15 protein-coding genes are annotated in these 16,152 nt (G+C 34.4%); 9 read left to right on the top strand and 6 right to left on the bottom strand.

Features of this window, described 5'->3' with window-relative positions:
• Window positions 1-666, top strand: a complete 666-nt coding sequence (locus KO493_RS13815; protein ID WP_216068567.1) for a 3'-5' exonuclease — start codon at window positions 1-3, stop codon at window positions 664-666.
• Between the two features lie 144 nt (window positions 667-810).
• Here the strand turns inward: KO493_RS13815 and KO493_RS13810 are convergent, their stop codons facing one another.
• The 4 genes from KO493_RS13810 to KO493_RS13795 all read right to left on the bottom strand — a co-directional run bounded on the left by KO493_RS13810 (window position 811) and on the right by KO493_RS13795 (window position 5,372).
• The gene (locus tag KO493_RS13810; RefSeq protein WP_216068566.1) at window positions 811-1,233 is read right to left on the bottom strand and encodes a DUF1330 domain-containing protein; all 423 of its coding nucleotides are present in this window, start codon (window positions 1,231-1,233) and stop codon (window positions 811-813) included.
• Window positions 1,234-1,355: 122 nt separating this feature from the next.
• Window positions 1,356-3,263, bottom strand: a complete 1,908-nt coding sequence (gene acs / locus KO493_RS13805; protein ID WP_216068565.1) for an acetate--CoA ligase — start codon at window positions 3,261-3,263, stop codon at window positions 1,356-1,358.
• Window positions 3,264-3,400: 137 nt separating this feature from the next.
• A complete protein-coding gene (locus KO493_RS13800; protein ID WP_216068622.1) occupies window positions 3,401-5,098 on the bottom strand; it encodes a sodium:solute symporter family protein in 1,698 nt (565 codons plus the stop codon).
• Window positions 5,099-5,117: 19 nt separating this feature from the next.
• On the bottom strand, window positions 5,118-5,372 hold the full coding sequence (locus KO493_RS13795) for a DUF4212 domain-containing protein (RefSeq protein WP_216068564.1): 255 nt from the start codon (window positions 5,370-5,372) through the stop codon (window positions 5,118-5,120).
• A gap of 273 nt (window positions 5,373-5,645) precedes the next feature.
• Here KO493_RS13795 and KO493_RS13790 point away from each other — a divergent pair, with 273 nt between their 5' ends.
• The 3 genes from KO493_RS13790 (at window position 5,646) to KO493_RS13780 (ending at window position 8,248) form a co-directional block, all read left to right on the top strand.
• The gene (locus KO493_RS13790) at window positions 5,646-6,755 is read left to right on the top strand and encodes a heparan-alpha-glucosaminide N-acetyltransferase domain-containing protein (protein WP_216068563.1); all 1,110 of its coding nucleotides are present in this window, start codon (window positions 5,646-5,648) and stop codon (window positions 6,753-6,755) included.
• 6 nt (window positions 6,756-6,761) lie between these two features.
• Window positions 6,762-7,133: a TfoX/Sxy family protein gene (locus KO493_RS13785; protein ID WP_216068562.1), complete on the top strand. Its 372-nt coding sequence runs from the start codon at window positions 6,762-6,764 to the stop codon at window positions 7,131-7,133.
• A 317-nt stretch (window positions 7,134-7,450) separates the two neighbouring features.
• Complete coding sequence (locus KO493_RS13780) at window positions 7,451-8,248, top strand: carbonic anhydrase (protein ID WP_216068561.1); 798 nt, start codon at window positions 7,451-7,453, stop codon at window positions 8,246-8,248.
• 351 nt (window positions 8,249-8,599) lie between these two features.
• On the opposite strand, the gene KO493_RS13775 is transcribed toward KO493_RS13780, so the two are convergent.
• Both KO493_RS13775 and KO493_RS13770 read right to left on the bottom strand, forming a co-directional pair.
• Window positions 8,600-9,547, bottom strand: a complete 948-nt coding sequence (locus KO493_RS13775) for a phosphoribosylaminoimidazolesuccinocarboxamide synthase (protein ID WP_216068560.1) — start codon at window positions 9,545-9,547, stop codon at window positions 8,600-8,602.
• Window positions 9,548-9,745: 198 nt separating this feature from the next.
• The gene (locus KO493_RS13770) at window positions 9,746-10,699 is read right to left on the bottom strand and encodes a PhoH family protein (protein ID WP_216068559.1); all 954 of its coding nucleotides are present in this window, start codon (window positions 10,697-10,699) and stop codon (window positions 9,746-9,748) included.
• Window positions 10,700-10,909: 210 nt separating this feature from the next.
• On the opposite strand from KO493_RS13770, the gene KO493_RS13765 reads away from it, so the two are divergent.
• From KO493_RS13765 to dnaN, 5 genes are all read left to right on the top strand, one after another.
• Complete coding sequence (locus KO493_RS13765) at window positions 10,910-11,806, top strand: SAM hydrolase/SAM-dependent halogenase family protein (protein ID WP_216068558.1); 897 nt, start codon at window positions 10,910-10,912, stop codon at window positions 11,804-11,806.
• 124 nt (window positions 11,807-11,930) lie between these two features.
• Complete coding sequence (gldF, locus tag KO493_RS13760; protein WP_216068557.1) at window positions 11,931-12,650, top strand: gliding motility-associated ABC transporter permease subunit GldF; 720 nt, start codon at window positions 11,931-11,933, stop codon at window positions 12,648-12,650.
• Window positions 12,647-13,132 carry a hypothetical protein gene (locus tag KO493_RS13755; RefSeq protein ID WP_216068556.1) on the top strand — a complete coding sequence of 162 codons (486 nt, stop codon included), beginning with the start codon at window positions 12,647-12,649 and terminating at the stop codon, window positions 13,130-13,132. The genes gldF and KO493_RS13755 overlap by 4 nt, the downstream gene beginning before the upstream one ends.
• Window positions 13,125-14,792: a gliding motility-associated ABC transporter substrate-binding protein GldG gene (gene gldG / locus KO493_RS13750; RefSeq protein WP_216068555.1), complete on the top strand. Its 1,668-nt coding sequence runs from the start codon at window positions 13,125-13,127 to the stop codon at window positions 14,790-14,792. The genes KO493_RS13755 and gldG overlap by 8 nt, the downstream gene beginning before the upstream one ends.
• A gap of 174 nt (window positions 14,793-14,966) precedes the next feature.
• Window positions 14,967-16,085 (top strand): DNA polymerase III subunit beta, encoded by a 1,119-nt coding sequence (dnaN, locus tag KO493_RS13745; RefSeq protein ID WP_216068554.1) that lies wholly within the window; start codon window positions 14,967-14,969, stop codon window positions 16,083-16,085.
• Window positions 16,086-16,152: the final 67 nt, after the last annotated feature.

Raw genomic sequence — 16,152 nt, 5'->3', positions numbered from 1 at the left:
ATGGGCGTATTTAATTGGTTTTCTGAAAAAAAAAGTAACTACCCAGACTTTTGGTTAGAATATCTTGAAGGTTTTAAAACTCAAATGAATAAAGACATCAAAACAACAAGATTCGTTGCTTTTGATACAGAAACAACAGGTTTTGATTTCAATGAAGACCGTGTATTATCTATTGGAGCGGTGTCCTTTATAAATAAGAAAATTGAAGTCAGTAAATCTCTTGAGCTTTACATCAAACAAGACGTCTTTAAGGCTGAATCTGTAAAAATACATGGGATTTTAAAAAACAGTAACGTTGAGAAGCAAACCGAATTAGACGCTATTAAATCGTTTTTAAATTATATTAAAAGTGATGTTTTGATAGCGCATCATGCCAATTTTGATCGAAACATGATTAATAAAATGTTGGAAAGACATGGTTTAGGCAAACTGAAAAATAAATTCATTGATACCGGCCATCTTTTTAAAAAATCGGTGCATCTGCTTTATAAGGATGAAGACCAACCATTTACTTTGGATGAGCTCGCCAAAGAACTGAATGTGCCTTTAGTAGACAGGCACACCGCCACTGGCGATGCGCTTATTACTGCCTTAATTTTTTTAAAAACCCTTTCTCGTTTAGACAAAAGAAAACATCTTAACTGGGGTTATTTGCTTCCTAAATAAAAAAGCTATATCAAAACCTCGTCATTCTGAACTTGATTCAGAATCTCATCATTCGAGCAACAGTTTCGCATAGACCGTAAAGCTATTAAGCTAAGAGCTTTGTTCTGGCTCAAATAATCACTGCATTTTAGACGATATGTAGATCTACATTTCTATTTCTGTTGATGGTAAAAGTCGAGAATCTTCCAACCCCGCAGTTCTGTGGCCAGCATTTATTAAATAATCTTTGTTTTGAGCAAACTCTATAAACTTTAATACAGATTCGTGTTCAACAATCAAAATGGCATCCCATTTTTCAGATTCAGGTCCGATTAGAAAATCATTACTTTCTCCATAATAGATTATTCGGCTACCTGCTTTTCTTAATTCAGTTAAAGTATTTTTCATGTACAATTGATAGGCATCTTTACCGCTTACTTCTCCATCCGGTTTTATTTGCGCCAAGTTTGTATAGTCCGCTTTTTCTCTGAATTTTAATAAGTTGAGCATTACAATTTTTCCTTTATCGTGAAAGTCTTGATAGAATTTCTTTCCAGATTCGGGATTTGCTTCTATATGTTTTTTCATAATATTTTCGTTATGCGACAATTCCACTTAACTTACTGTCATGAGATTCTGAAACAAGTTCAGAATGACGGGATTGAGTACTTTAACACAACCTAAAAACAACCATTTAAATATCACTTTCTTTATAGTGCATTATCTATAATTTCCTGAACAACCTCTGGGTTTAACAACGTACTAGTATCACCTAAATTACTAATATCTTGACACGCTATTTTACGTAAAATACGACGCATAATTTTTCCAGAACGTGTTTTTGGTAAACCTACAGTAAATTGGATTTTATCTAATTTCGCAATCGGACCAATATGCTCTGTAATCATTTGATTAATTTCCTTTCGAACATTATTCTGGTCTCTACTTTCACCAGTATCCTTTAAAATTACGTAACCATAAAGTGCATTTCCTTTAATATCATGTGGGAAACCTACAACTGCAGATTCTGACACCGCTGGGTGTTCATTAATAGCATCTTCAATTGGAGCTGTCCCTAAGTTATGTCCAGAAACAATAATAACATCATCTACACGACCTGTAATACGGTAGTAGCCTACTTCGTCACGCAAAGCACCATCGCCAGTAAAGTATTTATTTTCATAAGCTGAAAAATAAGTTTCCTTATAACGTTCGTGATTATTCCAAATGGTTCTAGCCATACTTGGCCACGGGAATTTAATACATAAACGACCTTCCACTTGATTTCCTTTAAGCTCCTGCCCAGTTTCATCCATTAGTGCGGGTTGGATACCAATAAATGGTAAAGTCGCATAGGTTGGTTTTGTAGGTGTTACAAAAGGAATTGGAGAAATCATTATACCTCCTGTTTCAGTTTGCCACCAAGTATCTACAATTGGGCTATTCTTTTTTCCAACATTATCGTTGTACCAGTGCCAAGCTTCTTCATTAATAGGCTCTCCAACAGACCCTAATACTTTTAAAGAAGACAAATCACGTTTTTCTACTAAATCGACACCTTCCTTAGCTAAAGCACGAATGGCCGTTGGTGCCGTATAAAACTGGGTGACTTTATGTTTTTCAACGATTTCCCAAAAACGACCGAAATCAGGGTAACTAGGAACCCCTTCAAACATCACAGAAGTTGCTCCGTTTGCTAGTGGTCCGTAAACAATGTAGCTGTGTCCCGTAATCCAACCAATATCGGCGGTACACCAATACACATCATTTTCTCTATACTGGAACACATTTTTAAACGTGTATGCCGTATAAACCATATAACCACCTGTAGTATGCACCATACCCTTTGGTTTCCCTGTAGATCCCGAAGTATATAAAATAAACAAAGGGTCTTCTGAGTTCATGATTTCAGCTTTGCAATCGCCTGAAGCATTATCTAAAAGTGGTTGTAACCATTCATCACGACCAGCTTTCATCGCGATATCAGAATGAATACGTTTGGCTACTAAAACAGATTCAATTCCCGGACAATCTTCTAAAGCATCATCAACAATACCCTTCAAATCGATAGTTTTTGCGCCTCTATAAGAGCCATCACTCGTAATTACCATTTTACAATCACTATCATTAATTCTAGTAGAAAGTGCTGTAGATGAAAATCCTGCAAAAACCACCGAATGAATCGCACCTATTCGGGCACAAGCCAATACAGAAATGGCCAATTCAGGAATCATTGGTAAATAAATACAAACACGATCGCCCTTTATAATGCCTTTAGATTTTAAAACATTAGCAAATTTATTAACCCTAGTATGGAGTTGCTTATATGAAATATGTTCGGCAGGGTCATTGGGGTTATTGGGTTCAAATAAAATCGCTGTTTTATCCCCTCGTGTTGATAGGTGTCTATCAATACAGTTCTCGGTAATATTAAGTTCGGCCCCTTCAAACCATTTAATTTCGGGTTTACTAAAGTCCCAACTTAAAACGGTATCCCATTTTTTCCGCCACATGAAGTGCTCTTCGGCAACTTCTTCCCAAAAATTTTCTGGCTCTCTAATCGATTTTCTATAAACTTGATAATATTCTTCTAAATGTTTTATGTGATAATTACTCATGTATCTAATTAGTTTTAGTTTTTAACTCAAATTTTATCAGAATTTAAGCGTTCCCCAAATTATAAATTTAATATCGTTTCTCTAATTTTTTTCTACGGATTACACTCAAGTGTAGACAAATCTAACCAATTCAACTATTAATGCGTGGCCTCTCCTGCTCCACTTGGTATTCTAATGTTTTCTACAATGTCTTGAACATCCTCTGGAGGTGCGGGTGTAAATTTCATAATGACGATAGAAACCACAAAATTTAAAATCATGGCTACAGTTCCAAATCCTTCCGGCGAAATACCAAACCACCAGTTACTTTTATCTGGTAAAGTATCATCAAACCAGCCCAACCTGTATTTCATCATGTAAAATAGCATCGATGCAATACCTACCACCATACCAGCGATAGCACCTTCTTTATTCATTCGCTTATAAAAAATCCCCAGAATAATCGCAGGAAAAAAGGATGCGGCAGCCAATCCAAAGGCCAAGGCCACCGTTGCAGCGACAAAACCTGGAGGATTAATTCCGAAATAACCAGCAACGCAAACTGCGATTACAGCCGATAAACGTGCAGCAATTAATTCACCTTTTTCAGAAATATCAGGATTAATCATTTTTTTAATTAAATCGTGAGAAACCGAAGATGAAATTACCAATAATAATCCCGCTGCTGTCGATAAGGCCGCAGCTAAAGAACCCGCCGCCACTAAGGCGATCACCCAGTTTGGTAGTTGTGCTATTTCAGGATTTGCTAAAACCATAATATCATTATCGACCACCAATTCATTTTTAGATTTATCGGCAAAATATTGAATCGTGCCATCCTTGTTTTTATCCTCAAAAGTTATTAAACCTGTTGTTTCCCACTTTTTAAACCATTCTGGCATAGATAAATACGGTTTATTAGAAACCGTTTCAATTAAATTTGTTCTTGCAAATACAGAAACAGCAGGAGCTGTGGTATATAAAATGGCAATTAGCAATAACGCAAGCCCAGCTGATTTACGGGCATCTTTAACGCGCTTTACGGTAAAGAAACGTACAATAACATGTGGTAATCCTGCAGTTCCTACCATTAAAGCCAAGGTTATGGCAAATACATCAACTAACGATTTAGAACCTTCGGTGTATTCCGCAAAGCCTAAATCGGTACTTAAACCATCGAGTTTATCCAAAAGATACATGCCAGAACCATCATTTAACTTTCCACCAAAACCTAATTGCGGAATAGGATTCCCTGTCATTTGTATAGATATAAAAATAGCGGGTACCATAAAAGCAAATATCAAAACACAATATTGTGCTACTTGGGTATATGTGATGCCTTTCATCCCTCCTAAAACTGCATAAAAAAGCACGATTATCATCCCAATAATAACACCAGTATTGATATCAACTTCTAAAAACCTTGAAAACACTAAGCCAACCCCACGCATTTGTCCTGCCACATAGGTGAAAGACACTAAAAGGGCACAAATTACGCCTACCAAACGTGCCGTATTGGAATAATAACGATCTCCAATAAAATCGGGAACCGTAAATTTTCCAAACTTTCTTAAATATGGTGCTAATAATAGCGCTAAAAGTACATAACCTCCGGTCCAGCCCATCAAATAAACTGCGCCATCGTAACCAGCGAAGGAAATAATACCAGCCATGGAAATAAAGGACGCGGCGCTCATCCAATCGGCAGCTGTAGCCATACCGTTTGCTAATGGAGAAACCCCTCCACCTGCAACATAAAATTCTTTTGTAGATCCTGCTCTCGACCAGATGGCAATACCAATATAAAGAGCAAAGGTAATGCCGACTAAAATATAGGTCCAAGTTTGGACATCCATAGCCGCGAATAATGCCAAACTATTTATCATAACCATATTTTTTATCTAGTTTATTCATTAAACGTACATAAACAAATATGAGAACTACAAAGACATAAATAGCACCTTGTTGGGCAAACCAAAAACCAAGTTTAAATCCGCCGATTTTAATAGTGTTAAGTGTATCTTTTAAAATAATCCCTAGACCATAAGAGACTACAAACCATATACTCAAAAGTATGAGTACGTACCTAATGTTTTCTTTCCAATAGGCTTTCGCATTATTTTTTGCCATTATTTAGTTGAGTTTAGTTAGTACTTATCTATTAAAACCTGATCATGCTTAATGGTTTATGCTTATTCTCTAACGATTGGTAAATTCATTATAAAAGCACCATTATTTAAACAATTATATCAATTTAAATAATAAGAAATGCTAATATAGTATTTACAATGTTAATTCCTATAAATCAAATAATTTTAAACACGATAAAGTTTAGTAGCATATGTTACTTACTATATATTATCTTAAGTGCGTTATGAGATTTAATTTTTAAGGTATCTTTGCATGCAACCAAACAAAAATCTATTGCAAACTAATCGTCTGTACTTTATTGATGCCGTTAGAGCTTTTGCTATTTTAATGATGCTTCAAGGGCATTTTATTGATACTTTATTAGACCCCATTTATAGAGATTCGAATAATTTGTTTTTTAATATTTGGACTTACTTTAGAGGGGTTACAGCCCCAATGTTTTTCACGATTTCTGGTCTGGTCTTTACTTATTTATTGTTGCGAGCGTATGCTAAAGGCAACGACAAGCCTCGAATAAAGAAAGGGATATTTCGTGGTTTACTCCTCATATTAATTGGTTATAGTTTAAGAGCAAATCTGTTTAGCTGGTTTAAAGGTTATTTTAATCCTTACTTTTTGGTGATAGACGTTTTGCAGTGCATTGGTTTATCATTAATTCTACTTGTAGGACTCCATGTAATTTTAAAAAAACACAGCTATATCTTCTCTATTGTTCTGTTTGTAATTGGGTGTTTAATTTTTATTACCGAGCCCCTTTATAGAACACTTACTTTAGAAAATGTACCACGATTTTTCGCGAATTATATGACGAAAAGCAATGGTTCTGTTTTTACTATTTTACCATGGTTTGGTTATTCGGCTTTTGGCGCTTTCTTATCGACAATATTTTTTAGGCATGTCCACAAAAACCTTTTTAAACAATTGACTATTGCTTCATTTTTTACAGTAGGCGTGTTTCTTATTTATGGATCGTCTTCCTTTATGTTTTATTTATCTGATATTACAGGAATTACCCTTTTAGAACGAAGTGCCAACTTTAATTATTTATTTTCGAGATTGGGCGATGTATTAATCATTTTCAGTATTTTTTATAGTTTAGAGCGTTTTTTAAAACAATCTATCATATCTAAAATTGGAGAAAAGACTTTATCTATCTACGTCATTCATTTTATTTTACTTTACGGAAGTTTTACTGGTTACGGCTTAAAACGTTATTTAAACAAATCGCTAGATCCTACTGAAGCTGTTATAGGCGCTTTAATGTTTATGATAGTGGTTTGTTTTATTTCCTTTCATTATGCTAAACCCAATGCTTTTGTTTATAAATTAGTACGGAAAGCAACCGATAAAATAAAAAAATAAACCACTATGGCATACGATGAATTTTTAGCAGATAGAATAAGACGCCAATTAAAAGATATGCATGTTATTTTTGATGAACTTAAAATGATGGGCGGCTTATGTTTTAAGGTAGATAATAAAATGTTATGTGGTATTCACATCGACAAAACCAGTGAGAGCAGCTTATTAATGGCGCGAATAGGAGAAGAAGCCTACCTCACGGAATTGAACAAAAAAGAGTGTCTCCCTATGGATTTTACGGGACGCCCAATGCGTGGTTATATTTTTATAACCGAAGCTGGTATTGATTCGGAAACCGAATTAAACTACTGGATATCTTTATGTTTAAAATTCAACCCACTAGCCAAAGCCAGTAAGCCTAAAAGGAAAAAGAAATAGACATTACAAATACCCTTCAAATGCGCGAATGTCTTAGTAGTACCAGCAACATTATCGACTCTGCTAAGTACCGGTATTCACACATTACAACCAACGATATTATAAACAATAGACAAAGAATTGAGTCACAAGTGGACAGCATTCAGAAAATAAAAAATCCGTTTTTTGGCACTTAACATGATTCTGTAATATCCGTTAATAAAACGTTGTAGTTAATAACTTTTAAAGAATTTCATAGCCAAACCTAACAAATGTCAGTTTTAACTTGATCAATAGCGCTTAATTTTACCACTATAATTAATTTTAACAAATCAGTTATGCAAACTAAACCGTACAACATCCTAATTGTGCTTATTACTTTATTTTCATTTTCTTGTAACCAACTTGAAAAACATAAGGAACCGATTTTAGCACAACATCACGACACGAATAAACATTGGAGTTATAATGGTGAAACATCTCCTGAGCATTGGGCCGAAATTGAAAAAAACTCAGATTGCAACGGACATCAACAATCGCCAATAAACATCATTCATATAAAGGCCGATTCGATTCATGTTGAAAATGAACTAAAGTTTGAATACAAGCCGAATACTATAGTTAATGATGTTGAAAACAACGGACATTCCATTCAGTTTGACTTTGAAGCTGGAGACTATATAGATTATAAAAATGAGCGCTATTGTTTGAAGCAAATTCATTTTCATGAACCTTCAGAGCATAAAATAGATGGCATTATTTACCCTATTGAAATTCATTTAGTGCATACCAGTAAATCTGGAAAAGTGACTGTTTTAGCAATTTTAGGTAAAGAAGGCGAAGAAAGTCAGTTGTTTGAGTTTTTCGAAAGCTTTTTACCTTTAGAATCAGGGGCTAAAAAGGAAATTCATGAAAGTGTTGATTTGTCTAGCTTTCCACTTAAAGACAAAGAATATTACTCTTACGGGGGCTCATTTACCACACCGCCTTGCACAGAAAGTATCAATTGGGTGGTTTTTAAAGAACCGGTAATATTATCTGTTGAGGAAGTTTTAAAACTTAAAGAGAATATGCCTATTAACAATTATAGAAATGAACAACCCTTGAACGACCGTATTGTTCAGTATCACTTTTAGCTTTTAAGTAATGTTTAACTGTTTATACGTTTAACTGTGTAACCGACGTTAAAATGGGGAATGAGAAGCTACTTGAAGGTTATTGAAATTGACGGAAAACAGATGACCGAGTACGGGAGACTGAAAAATTGAATATTAATTAATTTTTATTGATAAAATGAAGGCTTGTTTATTTGTTTAATCGTTTATGCGTTGAATTGTGTAAACGTTATTGAAACTAAAAACTCGAATGGAAAAAACCTCTTCCTTTCTAAGCAATGGTAACCTGAAACTTTGAACAGAAAACAAAAAAAATCTCCGCAGGAATAACCTACGGAGATTTTTATTTATAATATATAAAGTAAACTTATACTACTTCAAATACGCTAAAACATTAGCTTCAATTCGTTCCTCAATATTACTAACATCAGCTTTTACAAAAGTTTCACCTGTAATGTTTTCGTAAAGCTCTATATAACGATCGCTAACAGTTTGAATATATTCATCGCTCATAACCGGAACCGTTTGCCCTTCTAAACCTTGAAAGTTATTCGAAATTAACCATTGGCGAACAAACTCTTTACTTAACTGCTTTTGCGACTCGCCGTTATCTTGGCGCTCTTGATAACCTTCAGCATAGAAATAACGAGACGAATCTGGCGTGTGTATTTCATCAATTAATACTATTTTACCGTCTTTAGTTTTTCCGAATTCATATTTAGTATCTACTAAAATTAAACCTCTTGAAGCGGCAATTTCAGAACCACGTTGGAATAACTTACGGGTATAATCCTCAAGCACGATATAATCTACTTCTGAAACAATACCTTTTTTCAAAATATCCTCTCTAGAAATATCTTCGTCATGATCGCCCATTTCAGCTTTTGTCGCAGGTGTAATTATAGGCTCTGGAAAAGCATCATTTTCCTTCATCCCTTCAGGCATTGGCACACCACAAAGCATCCGTTTTCCAGCTTTGTATTCGCGCGCTGCATGCCCAGACATATAACCACGAATTACCATTTCTACTTTGAAAGGCTCGCATAAATGCCCTACAGCCACGTTAGGATCTGGTGTTGCTGTTAACCAGTTTGGTACTAAATCTTCGGTTGCTGCCATCATTTTTGTGGCAATTTGATTAAGTATTTGTCCTTTATAAGGAATGCCTTTTGGCATCACCACATCGAATGCAGAAAGCCTGTCGGTAGCCACCATAACCAATTCTTCATCATTGATGTTGTAAACGGCTCTTACTTTTCCTTTGTAAATACTTTTTTGACCTGGAAAATTGAAATTAGTATCTGTTATTGTATTATTCATTATGGTACTTTTGTTGCAGAATTTATTTTTCTTTATAAATGAAGTGCAAAGTTATTCATTTTGGTTGATAAATCTTAAAATAAGTTATGCAGCCCTAGCCCTGATTGCAGCGGCATCCTTTTTTACCCTTTATACCAATGTAATGGTATAAAGAGTGAAAAAGATATAGCGGAAAGCAGGTTTATGCTTCTAAAAAAATTAATCGGCATTTTCTATACTTTTATAAGCTTCGATCACTTTTTTAACGAGTTTATGGCGAATTACATCTTTATCGTCTAAAAAGATCATGCCTACACCTTCTACGTTTTTCAGGATAAGTAAAGCCTCTTTTAGTCCAGAAATGGTACGGCGTGGTAAATCAATTTGCCCTGGATCGCCAGTTAATAAAAATTTTGCGTTTTTCCCCATACGGGTTAAAAACATTTTCATTTGTGCATGCGTGGTATTCTGTCCTTCATCTAAAATAACAAAGGCATTATCTAAAGTTCGACCACGCATAAAGGCTAATGGTGCAATTTGAATGGTACCGTTTTCGATGTAATGTGCCAATTTTTCTGGAGCAATCATATCGCGTAAAGCATCGTATAATGGTTGCATGTACGGATCTAATTTTTCCTTTAAATCACCAGGAAGGAAACCTAAATTTTCGCCAGCCTCAACAGCCGGGCGTGTTAAAATGATACGCTTAACTTCCTTGTTTTTTAATGCTTGTACGGCCAAAGCAACACCTGTATAAGTTTTTCCAGTACCTGCGGGACCAATAGCAAAAACCATATCGTTTTTACGCATAAGCTCCACCATTTTACGCTGGTTTGGTGTTTGTGCTTTAATTAACTTACCTCCTACACCGTGGACTATAACTTCGCCACTTTTTTCGGAGGTTTTGTAATCGTCACTACTCTGGCTCGTTAAAACGCGCTCTATAACATTTTCGTCTAGTTTATTATACTTTGCGAAATGTTTTAAAAGCATGGTAAGACGCCTATCAAATTCCTCTAGCAACTCTTCATCGCCAAACGCTTTAATTTTAGTGCCTCGTGCTACAATTTTTAATTTTGGAAAATACTTTTTTAGAAGTTCAATATTCGTGTTTTGTGCTCCAAAAAACTCTTTTGGAGAAATCTCTTCAAGTTCGATGATAATTTCGTTCAAAGGCGTGGTTTTAGGTTAAAATTAAAAGTATAGTTATTTCAATATATGATATCTATGTAATTTAGTAAATATGGTTTTAAGAACACACATTTTTCATTTAATTTATTAAAACGAAAATGAAAATTTGTAGGTTTGTATCACATTCATGTCTCTCTCAAATTTAAGTAAAATTGAGCGACCAAACATTAAAAACATATCAACAATTTGCCAATGGCAATAATTACACTAACAACTGATTTTGGGGAGAAAGATTACTTTGCTGGCGCTACACGAGGTGCTATCTATAGTGAACTTTCTGATGTAAACATTGTTGATATCTCTCATGCTGTATCCCCTTTTAACATTCCTGAAGCGGCATACATTATTCAAAATGCCTATCATAATTTCCCTAAAGGTACCATACATATTATAGGAATTGATTCAGAATTAAATGCTGAAAACAAACATATTGCCCTTAAACTGAATGGGCATTATTTTGTATGTGCAAATAATGGTATTATGAGCATGATTTGCTCTGAAATTGCACCTGAAGAAATTGTTGAAATTAACATTCATGATAAAATAAGAAGTAGTTTTACGGTTTTAGATGTTTTTGTACAAGTCGCTTGCCATATTGCTCGCGGCGGAACGCTTGATGTTATTGGTAAAAAAATTGCAGAAATTAAACCTATAAAAAACATAAAGCCTTTTGTTAAAGAGGACAAAACTCAAATAATTGGTAGCGTTATTTATATTGATAATTATGGTAACGTAGTCACTAATATTAAACGTAACTTTTTTGAGAGTATACAAAAAGGTCGAGCTTTTGAAATTACTGCACGCCATTATACGTTTAAAAAAATATATCAAAAATACAGTGACATTGTTAATTTTGAAATCCCAGAAAATAAAAGGCACGACGAAGGTAGACGCTTGGTCGTTTTTAATTCAGGGAATTTTTTAGAAATTGCCGTTTATAAAAGTAATACTGAAACAGTGGGCAGCGCCTCTACTCTTTTAGGACTTGGAATTATGGACTCGGTAAGTATTAAATTTATTCCAAATCCGATTAAGTTAGACGATGTGGAATACCCTCAAAATATTCATAAACTTTCGGATTTCGAATAATAATTAAAACCTTATGTTTGTGAGGAAGACGGAAGACTATTGACTATTGACTATTGACTATTGACTAAAAATATCAAAAAACCAACAACTAACAACCAATAACTATTAACTATTAACTAAATAAATGTTAGCAATTTTAAGAAAAGAAATAAATTCATTTTTTGCCTCACCTATTGGCTACTTGGTGATTGCTATTTTTTTAACACTAAACGGACTTTTCCTATGGTTGTTTAAAGGAGAATTCAATATTATGGATTATGGTTTTGCAGAGTTATCCTCGTTTTTTTTATTAGCGCCATGGATTTTAATTTTCTTAATTCCAGCGGTTACCATGCGTAGTTTTTCAGATGAAAAGAAACAAGGTACTCTAGAGTTATTACTTACCAAACCCATTTCTTTATTCAACATTGTTTTAGGGAAATATTTCGGAGCCTTTTTACTTATTTTAATAGCACTTTTACCAACGTTACTTTATGTTTACACGGTTTACCAACTAGGAAACCCTGTTGGCAACTTAGATATGGGCAGTACTTTAGGGTCTTATTTCGGACTCCTATTTTTAGTGGCTGCTTATACCGCCATTGGTGTGTTTTCATCTACATTATCAGATAATCAAATTGTGGCTTTTATAACAGCCGTTTTTATTTGTTTTTTGTTTTATATTGGTTTTGAAGGGATTGCCGATTTCGCTTCTACTGATTTTATAAATCAATTAGGTATGAGTGCTCACTTTAAAAGCATGAGTCGAGGCGTTCTAGACACCCGTGATATCATCTATTTTGTTAGTGTAACCATTTTCTTTTTAATGTTAACCAAACTAAATTTGAATAAAGCCAACGCATGATTTTAACACCCATTTTTATCATTTCAATGCTAGTCGTATTTGTGCTAGTTTGGTTGTTTGTAAACACCATAGATAAGCGTAAATGGCTTACTTTTTTGGTGAGCTTGGTTTTGGCTCCACTAGCCTATTTTTATATATTCTATCCAATTGTTAATATATTTAGTAACTACCATCATGAGAAATATTTTAATGCCAAAGCCTGGGAAAAAAATCCGGAATTACGTTTTGAAATGTTAGATAATATCATTCAAGATAGCCTCCTTATCGGAAAGCAAAAAAAAGAAGTAAAAAATCTTCTTGGTGCAAGTGAATGGTTTGGCTGGGATGATAACCTAAAAGCAAATTCTCCTGAAAAATGGAATTATAATTTAGGCTTCGAACCTGGAGCTTTTAATAACAGTCAGGAGTGTATTGAACTAAATTTTGAAGACGATAAAGTTACCGCGCTAAGAACCTATCAATTAGAAAAGACCTTTGAATAGTAATATAAAACACATATTAATTCTTGTTATCGCTTTAATTGCGATTAACTTTTTAAGCAGCAAAGTTTTTGAACGTTTTGACCTAACATCAGACAAACGCTATACTTTAAGTCCTTCTGCCATAAATCTCATTGAAGATATCGAAGCTCCAATTATCGTTGATGTGTTTTTAGAAGGCGATGATTTCCCTTCTGAATTTAGGCGCTTAAAGAAAGAAACACAACAAATTCTTGAGGAGTTTTCGGCCGAAAACAACAACATCATTTTCAACTTTATAAACCCGATTGAAGATGACGCTACTCGCGAGCGTAATATTCAACAATTAACACAACGCGGATTAACACCAATGCAATTGAGTGTTACCGAAAGTGGAAAATCATCTAAAGCTATCATTTTTCCCTGGGCTTTAGCCAGTTACAAGGACCAAACAGTTACCATTCCGCTAGTAAAAAATAAAATTGGTGCGACACAACAAGAATTGGTTTCAAACTCTGTACAGCATTTAGAATACGCTTTCGCGGATGGTTTTAGTAAACTTACACGTCCGAAAAAACAAAAAATCGCCATCCTAAAAGGTAACAAACAACTTGAAGATAAATACATAGCCGATTTTGTTAAGAAAATTGGTGAATATTATTTCATTGCGCCTTTCACATTAGATAGCGTTGCTAAGAATCCTCAAAAAACGCTTTCGGATCTTGGGACTTACGATTTAATTATTTCAGCAAAACCAACAGAAGCCTTTTCGGAAGCTGAAAAACTGGTATTAGATCAATTCACCATGAATGGCGGTAAAAGTTTATGGCTTATCGATGCAGTTATCATGGAAAAAGATAGTTTGTATAACGCTAATGGCAGCAATGTTGCTATTCCAAGAGATTTAAACTTAACCGATTTCTTTTTTAAATACGGGGCTCGTATCAATCCAGAAATAGTGAGTACGCTTTATTCGGCACCAATTACGTTAGCTATGGGTGAAGGTAGTCAATCTCAATTTCAACATTTACAATGGCCTTATTCCCCATTAGCAGGCAGCAATAGCGACCATCCCATTGTGAATAATATTAACTTAGTTAAGTTTGATTTTTCGAACCAAATTGACACGCTTAAAAATAATATCAGCAAAACGATACTTTTACAGTCGGCCCCTTTAACTAAGCTAGAAGGCACACCTCGAAAAGTAAGTTTAGAACTGGTTACTAAAGAACAAAACCCCCAAGTTTTTAACGACGGAAACCAAAATTTAGCCGTACTATTAGAAGGCGAATTTCAATCGGTTTACAGTAATCGTATAAAACCGTTTAAGGGCTCCAAAACCAAAGATAAAAGTATTCCTACCAAGATGATTATTATTGCAGATGGTGACATTATAAAAAATGATGTGATTAGGAATACGCCACAGGAATTAGGTTTCGACCGATGGACTGGGCAAACCTATGGTAACAAAGAATTTTTGCTTAATGCCGTTAATTATCTCTTAGATGATAACGGACTTATAAACATTCGATCGAAGGATATCGCAGTAACCTTCCTAAATCAGCAAAAAATAACTGAAGAAAAAACCAAGTGGCAGCTCATTAATATCCTATTACCATTGGTTTTATTAGCTATTTTTGGTTTTGCCTTTAACTACATTAGGAAGAAAAAATACGCCGCTTAAATGTTAATAAGTTTGTTTCCAAATATAAGCCGTTTAGAATATATTTGTATGAAGCATAATGACAATAAAAACTAAGCCATTTGTTTAATGCTCACAAAGTTATTAGTTGATTTACAAAACTGTAAATCTCTAAAAACACATTAACAATCCGTTTAGAAAATATAATATCCTCACATGAAATTTATAGTATCAAGTACTTATTTATTAAAACAATTACAGGTTTTAGGTGGTGTAATTAACAGTTCAAACACCTTACCTATTTTAGATAATTTTTTATTTGAATTAGACCATAACGCACTTACAGTTTCTGCTAGTGATTTAGAAACGACTATGGCTTCTAAATTAGATGTTGAAAGTGATAGCGAAGGTAGCATTGCGATACCTGCTCGTTTATTATTAGATACTTTAAAAACCTTTCCTGAGCAACCTTTAACTTTTGTTGTTGAAGATAATAACACCATTGAAATTAGCTCAAACCATGGTAAATACGCCTTAGCATACGCTGATGGTAAAGAATTCCCAAAAGCTGTTGCCTTAGAAGACCCTAGTAAAACAGTGGTTACTGGCGATGTACTTGCCACAGCGATTAGTAAAACTATTTTTGCGGCTGGAAACGATGATTTACGTCCGGTAATGAGTGGCGTGTTTTTTCAGTTTTCTACTGAAGGACTAACATTTGTAGCTACCGATGCGCATAAATTAGTTAAATATACAAGAGAAGATATTAAAGCAAATCAAGTGGCTGAATTCATTATGCCTAAGAAACCTTTAAATCTTTTAAAAGGTATTTTAGCAGCTAGTGAAGATGAAGTTTCTATTGAATACAACGAATCTAACGCGAAGTTCACTTTTGAAAACTCAGAATTAATTTGTCGTTTAATTGATGGTAAATATCCTAATTATGAAGCGGTAATTCCTAAAGAAAACCCGAACAAATTAGTGATTAGCAGAAATCAATTTTTAAACTCGGTACGTCGTGTTAGCATTTTCTCTAACAAAACAACGCATCAAATTCGTTTAAAAATTGCTGGTGCCGAACTTAATATTTCTGCGGAAGACATTGATTACAGCAACAAAGCAGAGGAGCGTTTAACTTGTGATTATCAAGGTGATGATATGCAAATTGGTTTTAACTCACGTTTTTTAACCGAAATGCTTAACAACTTAAATGCAGACGATGTACAATTAGAAATGAGCATGCCTAACCGCGCGGGTATTTTAACACCTGTTGATGGTTTAGATGAAGGTGAGCAAGTAACCATGCTTGTCATGCCTGTAATGCTAAACAGTTAATTCACGCATTTACAATATTCTGAAAACTTTCAGAACCCTAAAAACAGCATTACTTTTTTAATGCTGT

It is taken from the genome of Pseudotamlana agarivorans, from assembly GCF_018860245.1.
In the GTDB taxonomy this organism is placed as follows: domain Bacteria; phylum Bacteroidota; class Bacteroidia; order Flavobacteriales; family Flavobacteriaceae; genus Pseudotamlana; species Pseudotamlana agarivorans_A.
Note: the sequence above shows the minus strand (reverse complement) of the source record. Positions and strands in the feature narration are given on the sequence as shown.